At 74.2% G+C, this 23,707-nt stretch carries 15 protein-coding genes and 2 pseudogenes; 9 read left to right on the top strand and 8 right to left on the bottom strand.

The window, feature by feature from the left end; all coding sequences use genetic code 11:
* Positions 1-574 precede the first annotated feature (574 nt).
* The 3 genes and pseudogenes from OIE69_RS25505 to OIE69_RS25495 all read left to right on the top strand — a co-directional run.
* Positions 575-1,681 (top strand): LacI family DNA-binding transcriptional regulator, encoded by a 1,107-nt coding sequence (locus OIE69_RS25505; protein ID WP_326575963.1) that lies wholly within the window; start codon positions 575-577, stop codon positions 1,679-1,681.
* Positions 1,682-1,770: 89 nt separating this feature from the next.
* The gene (locus OIE69_RS25500) at positions 1,771-2,682 is read left to right on the top strand and encodes a bifunctional helix-turn-helix transcriptional regulator/GNAT family N-acetyltransferase (protein ID WP_326575961.1); all 912 of its coding nucleotides are present in this window, start codon (positions 1,771-1,773) and stop codon (positions 2,680-2,682) included.
* 10 nt (positions 2,683-2,692) lie between these two features.
* A pseudogene (locus OIE69_RS25495) lies at positions 2,693-3,376 on the top strand (sugar phosphate isomerase/epimerase family protein); the annotation flags it as partial.
* Here OIE69_RS25495 and OIE69_RS25490 read toward each other — a convergent pair.
* Positions 3,357-4,076: pseudogene (locus tag OIE69_RS25490) on the bottom strand (hypothetical protein). The pseudogenes OIE69_RS25495 and OIE69_RS25490 overlap by 20 nt on opposite strands.
* A 111-nt stretch (positions 4,077-4,187) precedes the next feature.
* Here OIE69_RS25490 and OIE69_RS25485 point away from each other — a divergent pair.
* The 4 genes from OIE69_RS25485 to OIE69_RS25470 all read left to right on the top strand — a co-directional run bounded on the left by OIE69_RS25485 (position 4,188) and on the right by OIE69_RS25470 (position 8,721).
* Positions 4,188-5,093, top strand: coding sequence for a LysR family transcriptional regulator (locus tag OIE69_RS25485; RefSeq protein ID WP_326575957.1), 906 nt, complete (start codon positions 4,188-4,190; stop codon positions 5,091-5,093).
* A gap of 88 nt (positions 5,094-5,181) precedes the next feature.
* Positions 5,182-6,129 (top strand): hypothetical protein, encoded by a 948-nt coding sequence (locus OIE69_RS25480; RefSeq protein WP_326575956.1) that lies wholly within the window; start codon positions 5,182-5,184, stop codon positions 6,127-6,129.
* Positions 6,130-6,209: 80 nt separating this feature from the next.
* Entirely contained in the window at positions 6,210-8,009 is a 1,800-nt protein-coding gene (locus OIE69_RS25475; protein ID WP_326575954.1) for a glycoside hydrolase family 3 protein, read from the top strand.
* 91 nt (positions 8,010-8,100) lie between these two features.
* Positions 8,101-8,721, top strand: coding sequence for a hypothetical protein (locus OIE69_RS25470; RefSeq protein ID WP_326575952.1), 621 nt, complete (start codon positions 8,101-8,103; stop codon positions 8,719-8,721).
* A gap of 7 nt (positions 8,722-8,728) precedes the next feature.
* Here OIE69_RS25470 and OIE69_RS25465 read toward each other — a convergent pair whose 3' ends face one another.
* The 5 genes from OIE69_RS25465 to OIE69_RS25445 form a co-directional block, all read right to left on the bottom strand.
* Positions 8,729-10,138 (bottom strand): S28 family serine protease, encoded by a 1,410-nt coding sequence (locus tag OIE69_RS25465; RefSeq protein ID WP_326575951.1) that lies wholly within the window; start codon positions 10,136-10,138, stop codon positions 8,729-8,731.
* Positions 10,139-10,275: 137 nt separating this feature from the next.
* Positions 10,276-14,052, bottom strand: coding sequence for an ABC transporter ATP-binding protein (locus OIE69_RS25460; RefSeq protein WP_326581410.1), 3,777 nt, complete (start codon positions 14,050-14,052; stop codon positions 10,276-10,278).
* 253 nt (positions 14,053-14,305) lie between these two features.
* Positions 14,306-15,913 carry a thiamine pyrophosphate-binding protein gene (locus OIE69_RS25455; protein WP_326575949.1) on the bottom strand — a complete coding sequence of 536 codons (1,608 nt, stop codon included), beginning with the start codon at positions 15,911-15,913 and terminating at the stop codon, positions 14,306-14,308.
* Complete coding sequence (speB, locus tag OIE69_RS25450) at positions 15,910-16,872, bottom strand: agmatinase (protein ID WP_326575947.1); 963 nt, start codon at positions 16,870-16,872, stop codon at positions 15,910-15,912. The genes OIE69_RS25455 and speB overlap by 4 nt, the downstream gene beginning before the upstream one ends.
* Positions 16,873-16,924: 52 nt before the next feature.
* Positions 16,925-18,394, bottom strand: a complete 1,470-nt coding sequence (locus OIE69_RS25445; RefSeq protein ID WP_326575945.1) for a sodium:solute symporter — start codon at positions 18,392-18,394, stop codon at positions 16,925-16,927.
* A gap of 126 nt (positions 18,395-18,520) precedes the next feature.
* Here OIE69_RS25445 and OIE69_RS25440 point away from each other — a divergent pair, with 126 nt between their 5' ends.
* A complete protein-coding gene (locus OIE69_RS25440) occupies positions 18,521-20,026 on the top strand; it encodes a PucR family transcriptional regulator (RefSeq protein WP_326575943.1) in 1,506 nt (501 codons plus the stop codon).
* 103 nt (positions 20,027-20,129) lie between these two features.
* Complete coding sequence (locus OIE69_RS25435) at positions 20,130-20,939, top strand: phosphatase (RefSeq protein ID WP_326575941.1); 810 nt, start codon at positions 20,130-20,132, stop codon at positions 20,937-20,939.
* A 677-nt stretch (positions 20,940-21,616) separates the two neighbouring features.
* On the opposite strand, the gene OIE69_RS25430 is transcribed toward OIE69_RS25435, so the two are convergent.
* Positions 21,617-22,498 (bottom strand): acyl-CoA thioesterase, encoded by an 882-nt coding sequence (locus OIE69_RS25430; protein ID WP_326575939.1) that lies wholly within the window; start codon positions 22,496-22,498, stop codon positions 21,617-21,619.
* Positions 22,499-22,529: 31 nt separating this feature from the next.
* Positions 22,530-23,687 carry an acyl-CoA dehydrogenase family protein gene (locus OIE69_RS25425; RefSeq protein ID WP_089225911.1) on the bottom strand — a complete coding sequence of 386 codons (1,158 nt, stop codon included), beginning with the start codon at positions 23,685-23,687 and terminating at the stop codon, positions 22,530-22,532.
* Positions 23,688-23,707: the final 20 nt, after the last annotated feature.

The raw sequence follows: 23,707 nt of genomic DNA, 5'->3' as shown, positions 1-23,707 counted from the left end.
CTTACCCACCTCCTGACGTGGAGTCATCCCGCCGGATGCGGGGGCGGCCGCGCTCACGGCACCTCACCCTCGCCCCGGTCGCGGCCCGTCCCGGCCCGCACGGCGGCAGCCCCCGCGGTCGCACATCCGGCACACGCCAGGCGCCCAGGGTCCTGTTCGGCGAGTGCCCGCAGCAGGGCGTCCCCGCGCTCGGCGGCGGCAGTCACCCCCCGAGCGCCGACGCGCCTGCCGGGCGGGGGACTTCGGCACGACGAACCGGGCGCCGGCGCGGGAGTGCGCGGTGCGCTCGTCGACCGCACCCGGCCACCGGCGCCGGCGCAGGTGCGACGGCGTCACAAAGGCCCCGGAGGACGGCGACCGAGGGCTCCGGAGCGGGGTCGGCCGACAGCGGCGGCGGCGCGTTACGGCTCCGAAATGAAGGGAGAAAGCGCATTCCCCCACCGCAACCCGACAGCGGTGGAGGGCCCCGGCAAGGTGCCGTGCGACTCCGCTCCCCCACCGGCCCCCGAGGTGAGAACATGTGCGGCTACGGGCGGAGGGCCCGGGGAGGACCGACCCGGAGGAAACAGACGAGATGGCAGTGACCCTCGCCGACGTGGCGGCGCGCGCCGGAGTGTCCGCCGCGACCGTGTCGCGTGTCCTCAACGGCAACTACCCGGTCGCGGGCAGTACGCGCGAGCGGGTCCTGCGGGCCGTCGACGACCTCGACTACGTCGTGAACGGGCACGCCCGCGCGCTGGCCGCAGCCACCTCCGACCTCGTCGGGGTACTGGTCAACGACGTCGCCGACCCCTTCTTCGGGCTGATCGCCAGCGCCGTGCAGGGCGAGATCAGCGGCGGCGCCGAGCAGCCCTCCGGACTCCCCGCGGGCGCCGGGAAGCTCGCCGTGGTCTGCAACACCGGGGGCTCTCCCGAGGCCGAGCTCAACTACCTGACCCTGCTGGAGCGGCAGCGCGCCGCGGGCGTGGTGCTCACCGGGGGTGCCGTGGAGGGCACCGGCCACAGCACGGCCGTCGCCGGCCGCCTCGCCCGGCTCGCCGCCTCCGGCACTCGGATCGTGCTGTGCGGCCGCCCGCCCGTACCGGAACTCGCCGACCTCGCCGGCCCCGCCGCGGACTCCGTCATGACCGTCGCCTTCGACAACCGCGGCGGTGCGCAGCGCCTCACCGAGCACCTGCTGGCCCTCGGCCACCGCACCATCGGCTACGTCGCCGGCCCCGCGGAGCGCAGCACCACCCGGCACCGCCTGGAGGGCCACCGCGCGGCCCTGGCCGAGGCCGGGCTCGCGGGCTCCCCCGCCGAGCTCGACCGCCTCACTGTGCACGGCTACTACGACCGCTCCTCCGGCTACGACGCGGCGCTGGAACTGCTGCGCCGCGAGCCCGGGCTCACCGCGGTCGTCGCCGCCAACGACACGGTGGCGCTCGGCGTCTGCGCGGCGCTGCGCGAACGCGGGCTGCGCATCCCCGAGGACATCTCGGTCGCCGGCTTCGACGACCTGCCCTTCAGCGTGGACGCCGCGCCCGCGCTCACGACGGTGCGCATACCGCTGCAGGAGGCCGGCGCCCGCGCCGGGCGGCTGGTCATGGGACGTCAGGCGCCGCCTCCCGGCGGGCTGGCGACCGTGCGGACGGAGCTGATGGTGCGGGCCTCGACGGCGGCACCACGGAAGGGCGCATAGCCGCCCGCGGGGGGCGCCGGCACCTGTTCAGGACCACCCGGCGGGGATACCTTTGACCCGGTCAAAGAAATTTCCGGAGGGAACCCGCCGTGACCGTCCAGGAGATCCGGGCGTTCAACCGCTTCTACACGAACCTCATCGGCGCGCTCGACTACAGCCGCCATCTGCACACCCCTTACACCCTCACCGAGGCCCGCGTGCTGTACGAGCTCGCCCACGCCGCCGGCGGCGGGCTGGACGCCGCCGACCTGCGCACGGCCCTGTCCGTGGACGCGGGGCAGCTCAGCCGGATGCTGGCGGCCTTCGAGGAACGGGGGCTGGTGACCCGCGCGCCGTCACCACGGGACGCCCGGCGGCAGCGCGTGGAGCCGACATCCGACGGCCGGGAGGCCGCCCGGCTCCTGGAGGACCGGTCACGGGAGGCGGTCGCGTCCATGGTCGGCGGGCTCGCCCCGGGCGACCGCGCACGCCTGACACAGGCCATGCGCACCGTCCGCGACGTCCTCGGCGCCGCCGCCGCGGCGGAGGCCCCTCCCGGGCCCCGGGTCCGGCTGCGCGAGCCGCGCCCCGGTGACCTCGGCTGGGTGGTCCAGCGCAACGCGGAGGTCTACGCCGAGGAGTACGGCTGGAACGCCGAGTACGAGACCCTCGTCGCCCGGATCGTCGCGGGCGGCCACGAGCGGGCGTGGATCGCCGAACTGGACGGCGAACGTGCCGGCTGCGTCTTCTGCGTACGCGACGACGCGCCCGGCACGGCACGGCTGCGCCTGCTGCTGGTGGACCCGGCGGCCCGGGGCCACGGCATCGGCCGCCGGCTGGTCGAGGCCTGCGTCGCGCACGCCCGCGCGGCCGGCCACCGCGAGCTGGTGCTGTGGACGAACGACGTCCTGGTCTCCGCCCGGCGGATCTACGAGGCGGCCGGTTTCGAGCTCGTCGGGGAAAAGCCGCACCGCAGTTTCGGCCGCGATCTCGTCGGGCAGGACTGGCGGCTGGTGCTGTAACGTCCGAAAAGTGAAGCTCGCGTTCTCGACCCTCGGCGTGCCGGGGCTCCCCGTGCCGGACGTCGTCCGGCTCGCCGTGGAGCACGGCTACCACGGCGTGGAGCTGCGCGCGGGCCACGAGGAGCCGGTGCACAGCGGCCTGACGGAACGACAGCGTGCCGAGGTGGCCGGGGAGTTCCGGGACTCCGGTGTCGCGGTCCTGGCGGTCGCCTCCTCCGTGCAGGTGGCCGCTCCCGGCGAGGACGCCCCCGCGCTGCGCGGGCTGCGCGACCACGTGCGCCTCGCCGCCGACCTCGGTGCCTCCTACGTACGGGTGTTCCCCGGCGCCGGTGACGACGACGGGGACGCCGCCGACACCCGGGCGGCCCGGCGGCTGGCGGCGGTGGTCCCGGAGGCGGCGGACGTGGGCGTGCGCGTCCTGGTGGAGACCCACGACTCGCACCGGACCGGCGCGGACGTGGCGCGGATCCTGGGGCTGGTGGGCCATCACCACGCGGGCGCGCTCTGGGACGTGCTGCACCCGTGGCTGGGCGGGGAGCAGCCCGAGCACACCTATCCGGTGCTCGCCCCCTACCTGGGCTACGTGCAGGTCAAGGACGTCTCCTCGGCGGAGGACACCACGCCGCTGCCGCTCGGCCACGGGGCGCTGCCGCTGGCCGGCACGGTGGAGGTGCTCAGCCGCGCGGGCTGGGACGGCTGGCTGTGCTGGGAGTACGAGAAACGCCGGTACCCGCAGGTGCGGGCGCTGCCGGAGCTGCTGTCGCGGGGGCGTTCGCACCTGCTGCGGCTGCTCGGCGAGTCGGCCTGAGCCCGGCGCCCTCGCCCCGGCCCGGCCGGATCGACCCCAGCGACCCCAGCGACCCCAGCGACCCCAGCGACGTCACGCCGGACACCGGGACGAGGAGGGAGAACGGCGCCGCAGCGGAGGCGTCGTACGTCCGCGGCAGGAGACCCCAGGCGCCGAACCCGAACACCGTGGTGATCCATGCGGCCGATCGGGCCGCAGGCGCCCTCGTCGTACGCGGCGACGCCGATCCCCGCGAGGGCGAGGCCCATGCCGGCCGGCCGGAGCCGGCCGGGCCGCTCGCCCGGCAGGCCGACCGCAGAGCGGTCAAGAGCACCAGCGAGGACAGCCCGGCGGGCATGCCCGGGTCCATGCCGATGAAGAGCGGGCCGGACTTGGCGACGCCGAGGACGAGTCCGACGGCGACGATCCGGCACAGCGGGACACCGGGCCGGCGGACGAAGAAGACCGCGGGCACGGCGGCGGCCAGGAAGCGCAAGGCGCAGAAGAGCAGCGGCGGGAAGCGGCCGAGCCCGACCTCGATGACCACGAAGTTGACGCCCCGGACCGCGGCGACGAGGACCGCGAGGGCCAGATGTGCCGGACGCATCGCTCCAGCATCGGGCACCGTACTCTTAAGCACTGGCGAGTGTTGCCGCACTGCCGGATTCAGCGTTGCTGAACGATGCGCCCCTGGCGCCCGGGATGACGAGGTGAACGGATGCTGGACCTGGCCCGGCTGCGGGCGCTGCACGCCGTACATGTGCACGGATCGGTGGGCGCGGCGGCCACGGCTCTCGGCTACACCGCGTCCGCGGTGTCCCAGCAGATCGCCAAACTGGAGCGGGAGACCCGTACGACGCTTCTGGAGCGGCAGGGCCGCGGCGTGGCCCTGACCGAGGCCGCGCAACTGCTGGCGGAGACCGCGCAGGAGCTGATGGCGATCGTGGAGCGGGCCGAGGTCGCGCTGGAGGAGCGGCGCGGCCGGCCCACCGGGCGGCTGACCATGGCCGCCTTCCCGACCGCGGCGCGCGGTCTGCTCCCCGAGGTGCTGGCCGGGCTGACGGCCGCCCACCCGTCGCTGGAGCTGCGGCTGGTGGAGGAGGGCGCGCACCTGTCGGTCGACCTGGTCTCCCGCGGCGTCGTCGACCTGGCCGTGGTGCACGACTGGGACATCGCCCCGCTGCCCGCGCCCGAGGGGCTGGAACGGGTGGTGATCGGCGAGGACCACTGCGACGTGCTGGTTCCCGCCGCGCATCCGCTGGCGGCGCGCGCGGCGCTGGTCCGCGAGGACGTCGTCGACGAGCGGTGGATCTGCCAGCCGCCCGGGCACGTCTGCCACGACTGGCTGGTGCGGACCCTGCGGGAGGCGGGCACCGAGCCCGACCTGGCGTTCCAGGTCGCCGAGTACCAGACGCAATTGGCACTGGTGGCGGCCGGGCTGGGGATCGCGCTGGTGCCGCGGCTGGGGCGCGGGCCGGTGCCGGACGGCGTGGTCGTGGTGCCGCTGGAGCCGGCGCCGGTGCGACGGTTGTACGCCTTGTGGCGGACGGGGGCGTCGCGACGTCCGGCCATCACGGAGACGGTCCGGGCGTTGCGCGTTCACCACCCCTGGGTCGTTGCCTGACCATGGGCGGATGTCACCCACCCGCAGGGAACCGTTTCCGTACCGATCCCGTCCAACCGGCGTGCTGCCCGGAAGTCTCCGCAAAGCGGTGTCGGCCACGCTGCTGGCTGCGTCGCTGACAACCCTCTCCGCCGCCTGCGGCCGGCAGCAGCCCGCCACCGGCGTACCCCCCTCCGACAACGCCGGTGGCGGCCCCTCCACCTCCGCGATCGCCTCCGTTTCCGCGGACCCGGCACCGTCCGCCTCGGCGTCCACCGTGCAATCCCCCCCGGCCGACGGGGCGGTCTCCACCCGCCGCGTGTACTTCAGCCAGACCACACGCGGGGTGCCCGCGGTGCACACCGTCCTCGACGGGGAGCGCGACCTGAGCCGCTTCCCCGGCTACTTCATGAAGTCGGCACCGGAGATCGCCGACGACATCGCGCGGCGCGCCGCGCGGACAGACTTCTCCCGCTCGGTCCTGGTCGCCTGGACCCGGACCACCGGCTGCAACAGCACCAAGGACGCCGCCCTCTTCCGAAGCGGCGACCGGCTGGTGCTCGGCCTCGCGCAGACCCCGACGGGCCAGTGCCTGGTCGCCAACCGGGTCGTCGTCGTGTTCGAGGTGCCGCGCGACCGGATGCCGAAGCGGCCGCGCTTCGCGCAGGAGGCGGACCCTCGGGCCGATCCGCCCGCCCCGGGGAGCACGGTGGCGTTCGGCGGCCTGGAGGACATGCGAAAGCCGGTCGGCCGGCGCAGTTCCGAGGTCACCTCGGCCCGGCAGCTCGACGCCTTCCTCGCCGGTCTGCCCCGCAAGGGGGCGGCGGCGCTGCGCGAACAGCTGGCGCGGCATCCGCGGCGCACGGACGAGCGGCGCTTCGGCTTCGTGCTGACGGGCTGCGGGCCCACCGGAGCCGTCCTGACCATCGGCCGGCGGGAACTGTCGGCCGCGCCCACCGGGGACGAGACCAAGCGCTGCATCCAGGTCGAGCACTACGCGGCGGTGCTCGCGGTGCCGTCCCGGCTCGTCCCGGAGCGTGCCCAACTCATTGACTGACAATAACTTTCCGGCTAAGCGTGTGTGCTTGAAGGTTTCTTTCAGCACGCCCCCCCACCTCCTGCCGGAAGGAGTCCGTCATGCACAGCAGTCCCCACCCGTCCCGCCGTACGGTGCTCGGTGCCGCCGCGGCCGCCTCCACCGCCCTCGCCCTCGGCGTCCCGGGCACCGCGAGCGCGGCCGCGGCCGCGGCCGACCGCAGACGCGTCCGTGCGCTCATCGACCGCATGAGCATCGAGGAGAAGATCGGCCAGCTCTTCGTCATGCGCGTGTACGGCCACTCGGCCACCGCCCCCGATCCGGCCGACGTCGCCGCCAACCAGGCCGAGATCGGGGTCTCCAACGCGGCCGAGCTGATCGCCAAGTACCACGTCGGCGGCATCATCTACTTCGCGTGGGCCCACAACACCCGCGATCCGCACCAGATCGCCGACCTCTCCAACGGCATACAGCGGGCCTCCCGGATACCGCTGCTGATCTCCACCGACCAGGAGCACGGCGCAGTCGCCCGGGTCGGCTCCCCCGCCACGCTCTTCCCGGGCGGGATGGCGCTCGGCGCGGGCGGCAGCACCCGGGACGCCCGCCGGGCCGCGGCCGTCGCCGGGGCCGAACTGGCCGCGATGGGCATCACCCAGGACTACGCGCCGGTCGCCGACGTCAACGTCAACCCCGCCAACCCGGTGATCGGCGTGCGCTCCTTCGGCGCCGACCCGAAGGCCGTGGCCGCGCTCGTCGCCGCCCAGGTGGAGGGCTACCAGCGGTCCGGGGTCGTCGCCACCGCCAAGCACTTCCCCGGGCACGGCGACACCGGCACCGACAGCCACTTCGCACTGCCGATCATCACCCACTCGCTGGAGGAATGGCGGCGCCTGGACGCCCCGCCGTTCCGCGCCGCGATCGCCGCCGGCATCGACTCGATCATGACCGCGCACATCCTGGTGCCCGCCCTCGACGACTCCGGCGACCCCGCCACGCTCTCCCGGCCGATCCTCACCGGCATCCTGCGCGAGGAACTCGGCTACGACGGCGTGGTCGTCACCGACTCCCTCGGCATGGAGGGCGTGCGCCAGAAGTACGGGGACGACCGGGTCCCGGTGCTCGCCCTGAAGGCCGGCGCCGACCAGCTGCTCAACCCGCCGGTCCTGGAGACCGCCTGGCAGGGAGTCCTGGCCGCCGTGAGGTCCGGCGAGCTCACCGAGGAACGCCTCGACGAGTCCCTCACCCGGGTCCTCATGCTCAAGGCGCGGCGCGGGCTGCTCGACGACCCGTACGTCACCCACCGCGACGTGGACCGGGTGGTCGGCACCCGCGGCCACCTGGCCGACGCCGACCGGATCACCGAACGCACCGTGACCCTGCTGGCGAACCAGGGAGCGCTGCCGCTGCCCGCCCGCCGCCGGCTGCTGGTCGTCGGCGCCGACCCGGCCGCGCCCTCGGGCACCGGCGGCCCGCCCACCGCGGTGCTCGGCGCGGCCCTGAGCGGGCTCGGGCACACCGCGCAGGTCCTGTCGACCGGCACCGCGCCGGCGCAGGCGACGATCGACCAGGCGGTGGCCGCCGCACGGGACAAGGACGCCGTGGTGGTGGCCACGTACAACGTCACCGGGGCGTCGACGGGCCAGATCGCGCTGGTGGCCGCGCTCGTCGCGACCGGCGTGCCGGTGGTGCAGCTGGCGATCCGCAACCCGTACGACGTCGCCCGGCTGGACGGGGTGGCCGCGTCCCTGGCCACCTACGGCTGGACGGACGTGTCGATGCGGGCGGCGGCACGGGTGATGGCGGGCAAGGTACGGCCCACCGGGAAGCTCCCGGTGGCGGTGCCGGCGGCGGACGATCCGTCACGGACGCTCTACCCGGTCGGCTGGGGCCTGCGGTACTGAGCGCGCGGGGCGGCCCCTCCCGCAAAGGGGCCACGCCACCTATCCTGCCGAAAACGGGCAACTCGCCCGGGGGGACGGGTGGGGGGCCGCCATGCGCGTGTTGTCGGGACAACTCCTGGGAGCGGCATGGCTGGTCGCCGTGCTGCTCGTCGCCTGCTCTCCCGGCCCGGGCGGCACGGGCAGCGCGGCCGCGGGCCCGGCCGTCTCGCCGGCCACGCACGACGCGGTCTTCCTCGACCGGGGCGACTGCGCGGCCGGCGACCGGGTGGGCGCCTACCGGGAGGTGGTGTGCTCGGGCCCGGGCGCCCGGGCCCGGGTCGTCAGCCGGCTCTACGGGCTGCTGCCCGCCTCGCCCTCGCCCGCTCCCCCGGCCGCCACGCGGGCCGGCGACCGCTGCCCGCCGACCACGGACTTCCTGCTCACCGTCACCGCCGCCCGCCCTCAGGGCTACGCCTGCATGCGCAACCTGGCGGCCCCGCACCCCGGGGACCCGGGCGGGGGCGGCGGGCCCCGGACGATCGCGGGCGACTGCGTCTACACGTCCCGGAAGGGCCGGGTGAAGGAGACGCCCTGCGACGGTTCGGGCCCGCACGCCCCGCAGTTCCGGGTCGTGGAGCTGGCCCGCGGCCGCGGGTCCTGCCCCGCCGGGACGGCCCTGTACATCGGGGTGGGCGGCGGGCCGGCGGGCGTGGGATGCGCCCGCCGGCTCTGACAGCCGGTCAGAAGGGCAGGCGTCCGGCGGCCTCGGTGCTCTTGTCGAGCTTGGCGTCGTACGACGCCAGGGGCCTGGCCGACTCGGGGTCGGCACGCACGGCCGCGGGGGCGACCCCGGCCCACTCCAGCACCTCGGCGGTGGCCTTCGCACGGTCGGCCTCGCCCAGCGCGCCGATGACCGCGCCGTGATTGGCGCCGGGCGCCCACATCACGTACGAGTCGCGCGCGCCCCGCGAGAGGCGGAACGGCTCGGCTCCCCACGGGTCGTTGGCCCCGTACACGAAGAGCATGCGCTTCGCGTGGTGGCGCACCCAGGAGTCGACGTCGTCCATCGCGCGGGGCTGGAAGCGCATCGGGATCGAGCGCGGCACATAGGAGCGCGGCTGGTAGATCCCGGGGTGGCGCAGCAGGCCCTTCAGGTGCGGGGTGGCGAAGGTCGGGGCGCCGAGCTGGGTGCCCGCCTGGTAGTAGTACGGCGTGTAGTACTCCAGGCCCTGGTCGGTGTAGAAGTCGAAGCCGGAGACCGAGTCGACGAAGGAGTAGACGGCGTCCGTGGTGGCGGTCGCCGCGGGCACGTCCGCGCACTCCGACTGCTGGTGGTACTGCCAGAAGGCCCACACCAGGTCCAGCACCACGTTCTCGTACGCCTTGTCCGCGCTGCCCACGGTGGTGAAGGTCAGCCCGTTGTCCGCGGCGTACTTCTCGTAGCGGGCGACGATCTCGCCCCGGCGCACGAGGGCCTCGCGCTGCACGGCGTTCAGCCGCGCCCGGCAGTCGGCGGTGCCGACGGTGCGGAAGAAGCGGGTGTAGGCGGAGTCCTCGTCGTTCACCACGTCGTTGGGGGCGACGTAGGCGACCGTGCCGGCCATGTCGTGCGGGTAGAAGCGGCGGTAGTACGTGGCCGTCATGCCGCCCTTGCTGGCGCCGGTGGCGAGCCAGTTCTCCGCGTAGATCCGTTTCAGCGCCCGGTGGATGCGGTGCTGGTCGCTGGCGGCCTGCCAGATGTCGAGCTTGGACCAGTCGGCGGGGGCCGGGCGGGAAGGGGTGAAGAAGCGGTACTCCATGGAGACCTGGTTGCCGTCGACGATCTGCGTCGGCTCACGGCGGGAGGGGGTCGTGGAGAGGCCGTAGCCGGAGGTGTAGAAGACGGTGGGCCGGTCGGTCCCCTTGTGCAGCACGGTGATCCGCTGCTGGAAGGTCCCCTTGGAAGGGTGCCGGTGGTCCACCGGCTGCGTGTAGTTCAGGACGAAGAAGCGGTAGCCGGTGACCGGCTTCTCCTCGATCAGGCTCATCCCGGGTACCGCCAGGATGCGGTCCTTGATGTCCGGCTCGTCAGCGGTCGCGGTGGCGACTCCACCGCCGGCGGTGCCTATGAGCAACACCAGCGCCAGCAGCCATCTGAGCGCGTTGCGCATGCCCCCTCCTTCGGGGTTCGACGGGCGTCGCCCGTGAACCTATGAGGAGGAAGTGGCCCGCCGCCAGGGGGCGTTGGGCAAAGACCGGCGGCCCGGACCACCGGGGTCCGGGCCGTGGACGCGACAAGGGCGGCCGCCTAGGCGACTGCCTCGCTGCTCTCGTCCTCGCCGACGAAGGTGCGCCACAGCCCGGCGTACCGGCCGTCGGCGGCGAGGAGTTGCTCGTGCGTGCCGTCCTCCACGACCCGGCCGTGGTCGAGGACGACGACCCGGTCGGCGCGGGCGGCGGTGGTCAGCCGGTGGGCGACGACCAGGGTGGTGCGGCGTACGGCGAGCCGGTCGGCGGCGTGGTTGACCAGCGCCTCGGTGGCCAGGTCCAGGGCCGCCGTCGCCTCGTCGAGCAGCAGGACGTCCGGGTCGACCAGTTCGGCGCGGGCCAGGGCGATCAACTGGCGCTGTCCGGCGGAGAGGTTGCGGCCGCGCTCGGAGACGGAGTGCAGGTAGCCGCCGTCCAGCGTGGCGATCATGTCGTGGGCGCCGACGGCGCGCGCCGCGGCCTCCACCTCGGCGTCGGTGGCGTCCATCCTCCCGTAGGCGATGGCGTCGCGGACCGTCCCCTCGAAGAGGTAGGCCTCCTGCGGGACGACGCCGAGCCGCTGCCGGTAGGCGGTCAGGTCGAGTTCGCGGATGTCCTGGCCGTCGACGAGGACGGCGCCCGAGGTCGGGTCGTAGAACCGGGCGACCATCTTGACCAGGGTCGACTTGCCCGCGCCCGTCTCACCGACGAAGGCCACCGTCTGGCCCGCGGGGATCCGCAGGTCGATCCCGGAGAGCGCCTCGGCGCCCTCCTCGATGTAGCGGAAGTGCACGTCGCGGAAGGCGATCTCGCCGCGCAGCCGGCCGACGCCCCGCGGGGACTCGGCGGGCGGGGTGGCGGTCGGTGTGCGCAGCAGCTCGCGGATGCGGCCCAGGGACACGGAAGCCTGCTGGTAGCCGTCGAAGACCTGGGAGAGCTGCTGGACGGGCGAGAAGAACAGGTCGATGTAGAGGAGGTACGCCACCAGGGCGCCGGCGGTGAGCGTGCCCGCGCCGACCCGCTGGGCGCCGACGATCAGCACCAGGGCGGCGGCGACGCTGGACAGCAGCTGTACGAAGGGGAAGTAGACCGAGATCAGCCACTGGCCGCGCACGCGTGCCTGCCGGTAGGCGTCGCTGCGGTCGGCGAAGCGTACGGCGCCGCCGCGCTCGCCGCGGAAGGCCTGCACGACGCGGAGCCCGGCGACGTGCTCCTGCAGGTCGGCGTTGACGACGCTGACCCGTTCCCGGGCCAGCTCGTAGGCCTTGACGGACTTGCGGCGGAAGATCCAGGTGGCGACGAAGAGCACCGGCAGGGTGGCGAAGACGATCAGCGCCAGCTGCACGTCGATCACCAGCAGCGCGACCAGGATGCCGAGGAAGGTGAGCACGCTGACCAGCGCGGTGACCAGACCTGTCTGCAGGAACGTCGACAGCGCGTCGACGTCGGTCGTCATCCGGGTCATGATGCGGCCGCTCAGTTCGCGCTCGTAGTAGTCGAGCCCGAGCCGGTGCAGGTGGGAGAAGATCTTCACCCGGAGCGTGTAGAGCACCCGCTCGCCGGTGCGGCCGGTCAGCCGCGTGGAGCCCCACTGCGCCGCCCACTGCGCGCCGACGACGGCGAGGCCCAGCAGCGCGGCCGCCCAGACGGCGCCGAGCGCGGCCTGCCGCACTCCGGAGTCGATGCCGTGCCGGATCAGGACCGGCAGCAGCAGCCCGGCCAGCGCGTCCACGGTGACGAACACCAGGCTCAGCAGCAGGGGGCCGCGGAAGCCGCGCAGCAGACTGCGCAGGCCGAAGTCCTTCTCGACGGAGGCCGCCGCGTGCTCGTCGACGTCCGGGGTGTCCAGGGCCGGGGGCAGCGCCGCCACCTGCGCCAGCAGCTCGGGGGTCGCGGGCATACCCGCCATGGCCGAGGCCATGCCGCCCGGGCCGCCGCGCACGGCGGCCGGGGAGGGCGCCGCCTGCGACCGCCCGGTGTCCTCGTCGCGGTGCCGGCGGTCCTGCGGCCACAGGGCCGCGGTCACGCCGCCGTCCGCGGGCGCCGCGGCGGCGGGACGTGCCGCCGGGGCCGCGACCGCGCCCTCGCCGGGCCACTCGGCCAGGGGCACGACCTCGCCCGCCGGGTCGTGCGTGACGACGTCCGAGCCGAGCTCGTCGGGGTCGGTGAGCAGCCGCCGGTACAGCGGGCAGCGTGCCTCCAGCTCCTCGTGGGTGCCCACGTCGACCAGCCGGCCGGCCTCCAGCACGGCGATCCGGTCGGCGAGGGCGAGGGTGGAGCGCCGGTGGGCGATGAGCAGGGTCGTGCGCCCCGCCATCACCTCGCGCAGCGCGTCGTGGATCTCCGCCTCGACGCGGGCGTCGACGGCGGAGGTCGCGTCGTCGAGGACGAGCAGCCGCGGGTCGGTGAGGATGGCGCGGGCCAGGGCGACGCGCTGGCGCTGGCCGCCGGAGAGGGTCAGCCCCTGCTCGCCGACGACGGTGTCGTACCCCTCGGGCAGGGCGCTGATGAACTCGTCCGCCTGGGCGTGCCGGGTCGCGGTGAGGATCTGCTCGTCGGTGGCGTCGGGGTGGCCGTAGGCGATGTTGGCGCGGATGGTGTCGGAGAACAGGAAGCTGTCCTCCGGCACCAGTCCTATGGCGTCGCGCAGGGAGTCGAAGGTGAGGTCGCGCACGTCGCTGCCGCCGACGCGGACTGCGCCGCCGGTCACGTCGTAGAAGCGCGGCAGCAGCAGCGAGACGGTCGACTTGCCGCTGCCGGAGGCGCCGACGACGGCGACGGTCTCGCCGGGCTCGACGGTGAGCGAGAAGTCGTCCAGCACGGGGCGGGTGCGGTCGTAGCCGAAGCTGACGTGGTCGAACTCGACGGTGGCCGCGGCCTCGCGGGGCAGTTGCCCGGCGCCCTCCTCCAGGCTGGGGCGGGTGTCGATGAGTTCGGTGACCCGCTCGACGCCGGCCCGGGCCTGCTGGCCGACGGTGAGCATCATCGTGAGCATGCGCACCGGGCCGGTCAGCTGGGCGAGGTAGGTCGAGAACGCGACGAAGGTGCCCAGGGTGATCTGGCCCCGCACGGCCATCCAGCCGCCGAGCGCCAGCATGCCGACCTGCCCGAGCGAGGGCACGGCCTGCAGGGCGGGGCTGTAGCGGGCGTTGAGCCTGACGGTGCGCAGCCGGCCGGCGAAGAGCCGCTCGCTGACCGAGCGCAGCTTGGACATCTCCTGCTGCTCCTGGCCGAAGCCCTTCACGACGCGGACGCCGGTCACCGAGCCGTCCACGATCCCGGCGACGGCCGCGGCCTGGCCCTGCGCGTACCAGGTGGCGGGGAAGAGCCGCTTGCGGCTGCGGTCGGCGATGAACCACAGGGCGGGCGCGACGGCGAGGGCGATCAAGGTCAGCATCGGCGAGAGCACGAACATCACGACGATCGACAGGACGAACAGCAGGACGTTGCCGATCATCATGGGCGCCATGAAGAGCAGTCCCTGGATGAGCTGCAGGTCACTGGTGGCCCGGCCGACGACCTGGCCGGTGTTGAGCTCGTCCTGGCGCGCGCCGTCCAGCCGGGTGAGCGAGTGGAACATGTCGGTGCGCAGGTCGTGCTGCACGTCGAGGGCGAGCCGACCGCCGTAGAAGCGCCGCAGGAAGGTCATCAGGTAGACCACGCCCGCGGCGGCGATCAGCACGGCCGCCCAGGGGCCGAGCGGCTTGTCGTGCTTGACGATGACGTCGTCGATGATCAGCTTGGGGACGAGCGGCACGAGGGCCATCACGGCCATGCCGGCGAGCGAGGAACCGAGCGCGAGGCCCACGTTCCCCCGGTAGCGCCAGCAGTAGCGCATCAGCCGTCGGAGCCAGCCCTCGGCCGCCACGGCCTGCCCGGCCTTCGCTTCGTCCTTCGCCGCCACCCGGTGTCCTTCCGTCCCGTCCTTCTCGCCGGAGGATCACAACGCGCTGGAGTGCGGATTTCATCCTCCCGCAACAAAACTACGACGAGGGTCCGACAGCGCTCGGGCGGAGGTCCTACGACACAGCGCACCGAAACGTTTCGCCCGGTGGGACGGGCGGGCCCGGCCGGGGCCGGGCCCCGCCCGGTCACCCCAGGTGGGTCGGCGCGAACATCCGCAGGCACGCGGGGAGCACGACCACCGAGGGGCCTGGCGCCGCGAGGGCGTCCGCGAGGTCGTCCCGCAGCCGCTCGGGACTGGTACGGACCGCCGGGACGCCGAAGGATCCGGCCAGGGCGACGAAGTCCGGCCGGGCCAGTTCGGTCCCGGTGGCCTCGCCGAAGGCGTCCGTCATGTACTCGCGCAGGATGCCGTAGCCGCCGTCGTCGACGATCAGCCAGGTGACGGGCAGGCCGTACTGCCGGGCCGTGGCGAGCTCGGCGATCGAGTACATCGCGCCGCCGTCGCCCGAGACGGCCAGCACGGGCCGGGTGCGGTCCGCGGCGGCCGCGCCGAGCCCTGCCGGGAAGCCGTAGCCGAGGCCGCCCGCGCCCTGGGCGGAGTGCATCGGACCGGGCCACGCGGACCAGGCCCAGTAGGCGAGGATCGTCATGTCCCAGAAGCTGGGGGCGTCCTCGGGAAGGGCGTCCCGCACGGCGGCCAGCACGCTCCGTTCCAGGCCGAGGTCCTGGCTGTCGATCCGCTCCCGGACCCGCTCCAGCAGGGCCGCCACGGCCTCGGGCGCCGCTGCGTCGCGGCGTTCGTCGACGGCCGCGGCGAGCGCGCCGAGGGCGAGCCGGGCGTCGGCGTGGATGCCGAGCGCCGGGTGGTTGGACTCCAGCTTGCCGAGGTCGGCCTCGACCTGGATCACCCGGCCGCGCGGGCGGAAGGTGTGGTAGTTCGAGGAGAGCTCGCCCAGCCCGGAACCGACGACCAGCAGGACGTCGGCGTCCTCCAGGAAGTCGGTGGTGTGCCGGTCCTCCAGCCAGCTCCGCAGCGACAGCGGGTGCTCCCAGGGGAAGGCGCCCTTGCCGCCGAAGGTGCAGGCGACCGGGGCGTCGAGCCGCTCGGCGAGGGCACGCAGCTCGGCCTCGGCCCCCGCGCGCACGACCCCGCCGCCGGCCAGCACGACCGGCCGCGCGGCGTGGGACAGCAGCGCCGCCGCCTCGGCGACCAGCTCGGCACGCGGGCGCAGCGGCCGGGGCTCGGCCGCCAGCTCCCCGACCGGCGGGACGGTGACGGGGGCGAGCAGCACGTCCTGCGGGATCTCCACCCAGACCGGCCCGTACGGCGCGGTCAGGGCCGACTCCCAGGCGGCGGCGAGGGCCGAGGGGATCTGGGAGGCGGTGCGGACGGTGTGCACCGACTTGACGATGTCGCGGAACGACGCCTTCTGGTCGACGAGTTCGTGCAGGTGGCCGTGGCGGCCACCGCCGAGACCGGCGACCGGCACCTGGCTGCCGATGGCGACGACCGGCGCCGAGGCGGCGGCCGACTCCTGGAGCGCGGCGAGCGTCATCAGCGCGCCGGGGCCGGTGGAGACCAGCAGCGGCGCGGCGCCGCCCGTGACGCGGGCGTACGCGTCCGCGGCGAAACCCGCGTTGTTCTCCACGCGCAGGCCCACGTACTCCAGCTTCGAGCGCCGCAGCGCGTCGAAGGCGCCCAGTGCGTGCTGCCCGGGCAGCCCGAAGACGGTCGTCGCGCCGAGCGCCGCCAGGGACTCGACGACCAGGTCGCCGCCGTTCCGCTCGCTCATGCGCGGCCCGCCGCGATCTGCCGGGTCATGATCGTGGTCAGCTCGTACGCGGTGTGGGAGGCCGCGACGCTGGTGATCTCGGCGTGGTCGTAGGCGGGGGCGACCTCGACGACGTCGGCGGAGACCAGGTTGCAGGAGGCCAGGCCCCGCAGGATCTCCAGCAGCTCGCGGGAGGTGATGCCGCCGGCCTCGGGGGTGCCGGTGCCGGGGGCGTGGGCCGGGTCGAGGACGTCGATGTCGATGGAGATGTAGAGCGGGCGGTCGCCGATGCGCTCGCGCAGCTGCTGGGCGACCTCGTCGGCGCCGCGCCGGTAGACGTCGGCGGAGGTGACGATGCCGAAGCCCATCTTCTCGTCGTCGGTGAGGTCCTGCTTGCCGTACAGCGGGCCGCGGGTGCCGACGTGGGAGAGCGCGGAGGTGTCGAGGACGCCCTCCTCGACGGCCCGGCGGAACGGGGTGCCGTGGGTGTACTCGGCCCCGAAGTAGGTGTCCCAGGTGTCGAGGTGGGCGTCGAAGTGGAGCAGGGCGACGGGTCCGTGCTTGCGGGCCATGGCGCGCAGCAGGGGCAGCGAGATCGTGTGGTCGCCGCCGAGGGTCATCAGGCGGGCACCGGTGTCGAGCAGGTCGTCGGCGGCGGCCTGGATGGTCTCGACGGCCTCGTGGAGGTCGAACGGGTTGGCGGCGATGTCACCGGCGTCCGCGACCTGGGCGAGCGCGAAGGGCGAGGCGTCCTGCGCCGGGTTGTAGGGGCGCAGCAGGCGGGAGGCCTCGCGGATCGCGTTGCCGCCGAAGCGCGCGCCGGGGCGGTAGGAGACGCCCGCGTCGAAGGGCACGCCGACCACGGCGACGTCGGTGGTGCCGACCTCGTCGAGGCGCGGGAGCCGCGCGAACGTGGCGGGACCGGCGTACCGCGGGGTACGGGAGGAGTCGATGGGGCCGCGCGGCTCGGTGCTGCTCATGGGTAACTGCCTTCTTTCGTACGCTTCGTTGCGCTCTGCTGGCTTTGTGACTTTATCCGACCGGAACGGTCCCCTCGGCGGCCGGGACGGGGGTCCGTCCGGCCAGCCGCTCCCGCCAGGCCGCCAGCACGGCGGCGTCGGTCGGCTTGGTGGCGAGGCTCACCGCGACATAGGCGACCAGGGAGGCCAGCAGGCCGTAGTAGACGGGCTCGTTGGCGAGGATGCCCTTCCAGACCATCAGGCCGACGACGGCCACGCCTCCGACGACGACCGAGGACAGGGCGCCCGGTGCGGTACCCCGCCTCCAGAGCAGTCCGCCGAGGATCGGCACCAGCAGCCCGCCGACGAGCAGGTTGTAGGCCACGGTCAGCGCCTCGACGACGTTGTTCAGCGCGATGGCGATGCCGATGACGGCAACACCCATGATCAGGATGAAGGCGCGGTTGCCCGCCACCTCGTCGTGGGCGCCCTCGTCGTCCCGCCCGCGGGCGACCACGCCGCGCAGCCGCGACCAGATGTCGTTGTTGGCCACCGTGGCGCAGGCGATCAGCGCACCGGAGGAGGTGGACATCACCGCGGAGAGCGCGGCGGCCAGCACCAGGCCGCGCACGCCCACCGGCAGCGCGTCCTTGACGACGGTGGCGAAGGCGTCGTCGGCCGCGGCCAGATCGGGGTACAGCACCTTGGCGGCGGTGCCGATGACGGCGCCGGCGATGGCGTACACCAGGCAGTAGACACCGGCGACGGTGCCGCCGAGCTTGGCGACCCTGTCGCTGCGGGCGGTGAACACCCGCTGCCAGATGTCCTGTCCGATGAGCATGCCGAAGGTGTAGATCAGCACATAGGTGAAGATCGTCTGCCCGCCGATGCCCAGGGGGGCGAAGTACTCGGTCGGCAGCTGCGCCTTCATCTCCGCGAAGCCGCCCGCCTTGACCACCGCGATCGGCAGCAGCAGGACCAGCACGCCGAGGGTCTTGACCACGAACTGCACCATGTCGGTGAGCGTGATCGACCACATGCCGCCCAGCGTGGAGTACGCCACCACGACGGCGCCGCCCAGGATGATCGCCAGGGTGCGGTCCAGGCCGAACAGCACGTCGAAGATCGTCGCGTAGGCGATGGTCGAGGTGACCGCGAGCATCAGCGTGTACGCCCACATGACGACGCCGGAGATGACTCCGGCCGAGCCGCCGTAGCGCAGGTCGAGCATCTCGGAGACGGTGTAGACCTTCAGGCGGGCGATGCGGGCCGAGAAGAAGACGCTCAGCGCCAGCAGGCCGAGGCCGATGGTGAAGACCATCCAGGCGCCGGACAGGCCGTACTGGTAGCCGAGGCCGACGCCGCCGATGGTGGAGGCGCCGCCGAGGACGATCGCCGCCATGGTGCCGGAGTACATCGACGGGCCCAGCCGGCGGCCGGCGACCAGGAACTCGCTCTTGGACCTGGCGCGGCGCATGCCCCACCAGCCCACGGCGAGCATGCCGGCCAGATAGGCGATGATCACGGCGTAGTCGACGGCCATGAGCCCTCCTCCATCGGTAGCGCGGCGGAGCCGCTGGCTTCCTCTGCGGTGACGATAGGTGGCCGGGAAGAAGCGCTGAAGTGTACGTTTCCTCCATCGCTGCCGGCCTGGATGGAGGAAACGCACATGACTCCCCCGCGTCAGGACCTGGCGCCGGCCACCCCGCCCACCCCGCCGATCCCCCTTGCCGCCCTGCTCGCCCTGCCCGACCTCGGGCTGCGCCAGGTCGCGGGACCGTCCGCGGCCGAGAGGGACGTCCGCGTCCAGTGGGTGCACACCAGCGAGATGGAGGACCCCTTCCCCTATCTGCTCGGCGGGGAGCTGCTGCTGACCGCGGGGGTGCACTTCGCGTCGGCGGAGGGCGCCGGCGCCCACCTGGACCGCTACGTGGCCCGCACGGTCGAGGCGGGGGCGTCGGCGCTCGGCTTCGGCCTCGCCCCGGTGCACGACGAGACTCCGGCGGCGCTGCTCGCCGCCTGTGACCGGCACGGCCTGCCGCTGGTGGAGGTGCCGCCGCAGACACCCTTCACCACGGTCGCGCGCGCGGTATGGCAGGCCATGGGCGAGGCCAGGGTCCGCGAGCTGCGGCACGTCACCGAGGCGCAGCAGGCCCTCGCCGCGGCCGCCGCGCGCCCCGATCCCGTCCCCTCGGTGCTGCGCAGGCTCGCCGGCCGTCTGGGCGCCTGGGCCGCGCTGATCGCCCCGGACGGCTCCGAGGTGTACGCGGCGGGCACCGCCCCCGACCCCGGCGCGCGTGCGGCCGCGGTCCGGCTCGCCCGGGTGGTCCGCCCGGCGCCGGACGCGCACGCGCCGTCGTCGGCGACCGACTCCCACGCCGGGACGCGCCTGTCGGCGTACGCCCTCGCCGGCGGAGCCCCGAGCGAGCGGCCGGCGCTCGTCCTGGCGACGGGCCGTCCCGATCCGGGCGACCACGCGGTCGCCAACGTCGCGGCCGTGCTGCTCTCCCTGCTCACCGGGCCGCACCTGGGCAGCGCGGAGGCGGGCCGGTCCGCGGCACTGGTCCGGCTGCTGCTGGGCGCGGCCCCGGAGGAGGCCGCCCCGCTGCTGGGACCCGGATCCCGGTGGTCCGTCGTCCACGCGCGCAGACGCGGCGGCCCGGCCGGACCTCTGGCGGCCGCCGCCCTCGGTACGGCGCTGGGCACCGCGCTGGTAGAGCCGGACGACGCGGTCGTACGCCTGCTGCTGCCGGCCGGCCGCGAGGTGACCGCCCAGCCGGGGTGGACCCTCGGGGTGAGCGGGCCCGTGGCGGTGGCCGCCCTCGTCACCGGGGACGGACAGGCCGCGGCCGCGCTGCGCCGGGCGATCGGCACGCGTGCGCCGCTTGTGGTCCACCGCGGAGCCGGTCCCGGCATGACCGGACTGGTCACCCCGGACGACGCGCGGGCCAGGGCGGAGGACCTGCTGGCGCCGGTGACGGACTCGCCCGCCCTGGTGGAGACGCTGCGCACCTGGATCGGTCTGCACGGCAGCTGGGACCGTACGGCCGTCGCGCTGGAGGTGCACCGCAACACCGTGCGCCAGCGCATCGGGCGGGCGGCGGCCCTGCTGGAGGCGGACCTGGACGACCCGGACGTACGCATGGAGCTGTGGTTCGCGCTCCGCTGGCTGTGAACCCGTGCGCCCCGCGGCGGCGGGCTTCCTGACGCCCCGGCAGGAGGTAACGGACCGGCGTCGATCGGCGGCCCCCCGCACGCACGTCCGACAGCAGGCGACAATGGGGGTCATGCTGCCCCATGTCACCGCGCCGTCCCGCAAGGCCCTCGCCGACCACCTCGTACGCACGCGCATCGCGGGCGACGTCGCCACTCCCCGCGAGAACAACCGCTCGCACTACCGCAGACTCGCCGAGGGCGACCGCCACTACTGGTTCGGCCTGGAGTTCGGCGACCGCTGGACGGACGAGGAGGCGGTGCTGGCGGTCATGGCCGAGCGCTGCGGGGTCGTGGCCGACCCCGGCCACCTCCGCGGGCAGGACACCATCGACCCCGAGCTGACGATCAGCGCCCTGGACCGCGCCGCCCGGATGCTCTGCAAGGCCGTGGAGGGCGGGCAGCGGGTGCTGTTCGCCACCGGCCACCCCGGCGGTCTGCTGGACGTCCACCGGACCCTCGCGGCGGCCGTGGGGGCCGCCGGGGCCGAGGTCGTCGCGATCCCCGGCGGGCTGTCCACCGACGAGGGCGGCGTCTTCCAGTTCTGCGACGTGGCCATGCTGGAGCGCGGCGCCACGCTGTGGCACACCCACTCCCCCGGCCCGATGGCGGCGGTCCTGGACGGGCTGGCCGCGCAGGGCCGGCCGCTGCCCGACCTGGTCGTCGCCGACCACGGCTGGGCGGGGTGCGCCGGGCAGCGCGGCATCGACGCGATCGGCTTCGCCGACTGCAACGACCCGGCGCTCTTCCTGGCCGAGGCGGAGGGCACCGTCTCGGTGACCGTCCCGCTCGACGACCACGTCACCGACCCGCGCCACTACGACCCGATGACCGCCTACCTGCTGGAGGCGGCGGGCCTGACCGGCTCCGCTTGACAGCAGGGCCACGCCCCCGAGGAGGCGTGGCCCGCCGTTTCCGCACGGCCCCGGGGCCGCCGTCCTGCCGGCGCCCCGGGGCCCGATGCCGTCAGGCCGGGGCCTGCGCCCCGCCCTTGGTCCACGGCATGAGAACCCCCGTTCCCCGTGTTCCTCCGCGGGCCGCGTCGTCCCCCGTCGACCGACGGGCAGGGCACGGCCGCCCGGCATACGACCGACGGTGCGCTCATCGCGATCGCCGTCGATTCTCCCGGTCCGGCGCCGCCGGAGGACCACCCCCGGGACGGACATCGCGGTCCGCGGCCGGGCGGGGTACACGGCGACCTGCCCGCCCCGGGCCGTGCAGGATGCCCGCCGCCGGTGCAGCACGCGGCGTACCGCACCGTGCGGGAGGCCCTGCCCAAGGCGCGCAAGCACGCCCCCGGCGCGCGCACCGAGGTGACGGTGCGGCTCGCCGCCCCTTGCACGTCGCGGTGCGGAACACGTCTGACGGCGAGGAGGAACAGGGCCCGGCGCTGCCGTCCGGCGGAACGGCAGCGCCGGACTGCGCGAGCGCGCCGCCGCGCTGGGCGGCACCCTGGAGGCGGGCCCCGAGCCGGACGGCGGCTTCCTGGTGCGGGCGGCAATGCCGCCGGACGCCTGGCGGTGACCGCCCCGGCGACCTGCGACCCGGTGGATCAGTCCCGCGGTACGCGGACCACGCCCTCCTGGATGACGGAGACGGCGAGCCGCCCGTCCTGGGTGTAGATCCGTGCGGTGCCGAGCCCGCGCCCGCCGGAGGCGGAGGGGCTCTGCTGGTCGTACAGCAGCCATTCGTCGGCGCGGAACGGCCGGTGGAACCACATGGCGTGGTCCAGGCTGGCGCCCACCACGTCGCCGACCGCCCAGCCGCCGCGACCGTGGGCCAGCAGCACGGAGTCCAGCAGCGTCATGTCCGACACATAGGTGGCGAGGCAGACGTGGAGCAGCGGGTCGTCGGCGAGCTTGCCGTTGGTGCGGAACCACACCTGGGAGCGGGGCTCACGCGGCCCGGCCCCGGCGGCGAGGAACGGCGGGGCGTCGGCGTAGCGCAGGTCGACGGCGGCCCTGGCCTCCAGAAGGCGGTCCACGACCGAGGGGTCGGGGAACCGGTCCCGGTGCGGGCGCAACAGCTCCTCGCCCGTGGGCAGGGTCTCCGGGTCCGGCGCCGGCGGCATCGGCTCCTGGTGCTCCAGCCCGTCCTCGTACGTCTGGAAGGACGCCGAGAGGTGGAAGATCGGCTGCCCGTGCTGCACCGCGACCACCCGGCGGGTGGTGAAGGAGCGGCCGTCACGGATGCGGTCGACCTGGTAGACGATCGGCGCGCCCGGGTCGCCCATGCGCAGGAAGTAGGCGTGCAGGGAGTGGGCGTCGCGTCCTTCGGGGACCGTGCGCCCCGCCGCGACCAGCGCCTGTGCGGCGACCTGGCCCCCGAAGACTCGGGGGACGACGGCGGGGCGGCTGGCGCCGCGGAAGATGTCCTGCTCGATCCGCTCGAGGTCGAGAAGGTCGAGCAGGGACTGCAGTGCGTGGTTGGTCACGTGCGTCTCTCGGGGTCGGCGGACCGTCCGGTCACAGCCCCATCGACTTGGCGATGATCGACTTCATGACCTCGCTGGTGCCGCCGTAGATACGGTGCACGCGGTTGTCCGCGTACAGGCGGGCGATCGGGTACTCCAGCATGTAGCCGTAGCCACCGTGCAGCTGGAGGCAGCGGTCGATGACCTTGGCCGCGGTCTCGGTGCAGAACAGCTTGGCGCGCGCGGCGTCGGCGGCGGTGAAGTCGCCGTGCTCGTGGGCCTCCAGGCCGCGGTCGACGACGGCCTGCATGGCGTCGACGTCGGAGGCGCACTCGGCGAGCACGAACTTGGTGTTCTGGAACTCGGCGACGCTCTTGCCGAAGACCTTGCGGTCGCGCACGTACTGGGTGGCGAAGCGGACGGCGGCGTCGGCCTGGGCGTAGGAGCCGACGGCGATGGCGAGGCGCTCGACCGGCAGGTTGTGGGCCAGGTAGGAGAAGGCCCTGCCCTCCTCGCCGAGCAGGTCCTCGACGGGGACCTTGACGTCGCTGAAGGACAGCTCCGCGGTGTCGGAGGTGCGCAGGCCGATCTTCTCCAGCTTGCGGCCGACGGCGTAGCCCTCGCTCGTGGTGTCCACCACGAGGATCGACAGGCCGCGGCGGCGGTCCTCCGGGGTGGCGGGCGAGGTGCGGCAGACGACCAGCACGCGGTCGGCGACCACGCCGCCGGTGATGAAGGTCTTGGCGCCGTTGAGGACGTAGTGGGTGCCGTCCTCGGAGAGCCTGGCGGTGGTGGTCATGCCGGCCAGGTCCGAGCCGGTGCCGGGCTCGGTCATGGCGATGGCGGTCATCATGTCGCCGCTGATGAAGTCCGGCAGCCAGCGCTTCTTCTGCTCGTCGCTGGCGAACTCGAGGAGGTACGGGAGCACCAGGCCGGTGTGCACGCCGCTGCTGCCGAAGCTGACGCCCGCGCGGGCGCACTCCTCGGTCACCACCGCGCTGAACTTCCAGCCCGTGATGCCGGCGCCGCCGTACTCCTCGGGCACCTCGATGCCGAAGATGCCCAGCTCGCCCAGGCGCCGGTAGAAGTCGCGCGGCGGGTACCCCGCCTCCTCCCACTCGGGGTAGACGGGCACGACCTCGTTGGCGATGAAGTCCCGGATCGTCTCCCGGAAGGCCTCGTGGTCCTCGTTGAATACCGTGCGACGCACTTGGCGCCTCCTCTGCACCC

Origin of the sequence: Actinacidiphila glaucinigra (genome assembly GCF_035918135.1) — a bacterium.
GTDB lineage: Bacteria > Actinomycetota > Actinomycetes > Streptomycetales > Streptomycetaceae > Actinacidiphila > Actinacidiphila glaucinigra.
This window is presented reverse-complemented; position numbering and strand designations above follow the sequence as displayed.